The organism is Alcanivorax sp. HI0044 (assembly GCF_001634945.1).
This window is the reverse complement of sequence record NZ_LWEZ01000426.1, coordinates 1-781: the sequence shown is the minus strand read 5'-3', so window position 1 is coordinate 781 and position 781 is coordinate 1. Positions and strand designations below refer to the sequence as shown.

General features: G+C 62.4%; 1 protein-coding gene. It reads left to right on the top strand.

The genetic code is table 11. The annotated features are described in order from the left end of the window. Positions 1-19 precede the first annotated feature (19 nt). Positions 20-781: PAS domain S-box protein (locus tag A3730_RS05155; RefSeq protein WP_231883852.1), on the top strand; the 762-nt coding region annotated here is incomplete at its 3' end.

Below are 781 nucleotides of genomic sequence, written 5' to 3'. Positions count from 1 at the left end.
CGCGCCCGGCGATGGCACCTTGCAGATCTGGCGTGATCAGGTGCATCCGGACGATTACCCGGACATCAACGCGGCGTTCCAGCGCGTTATCGCGGGTGAGGGGGACCTGGACACAGAATTTCGGACCCTGCGTCCCGGCGGTGAAATTCGGCATATCCGCGTGCGGGCAGAAACCGTGATGCGCTCTGACGGCGCGGAGACACTGGTGGTGGGCACCAATTGGGATGTGACGGCAGAAAAGGGCATGCAGCAGTCCCTGGCCCATGAGAAAGAGCGCCTGCGCGTTACCCTGACCTCTATTGCCGATGGTGTGGTGGCGACGGATGAGATCGGGCGGGTGACCTTTATGAACCCGGTGGCTGAGTCGCTCACCGGCTGGCGTGAAGCGGAAGCGGAAGGGTTGCCGGTGGGCGATATTCTGATGCTCAGTGACGACAACGCCACGATACCGGTCCCCAACCCGATTAACGTGGCCCTGAGCGGGGGCGATGTGTGTTTTCTGCGCGAAGGCAGCATGCTGCAAAGCCGCGATGGCAGCCGCTACGAAATTCAGGATTCCGCGGCGCCGCTTAAATCGGCGGATGGCCAGGTGACCGGGGCGGTGATGGTGTTTCGGGATGTGACCTCCCGGCGGGCCATGCAGAAGAAGCTGCGCTACCACGCCACCCACGATGCCCTGACTGGCCTTACCAATCGCCGGGAGTTTGAGAATACCTTGCAGGAATCCCTCGACGAGCCGGGGACGGAACACAGCATGCTGTGCTTTATCGACCTGGACCGC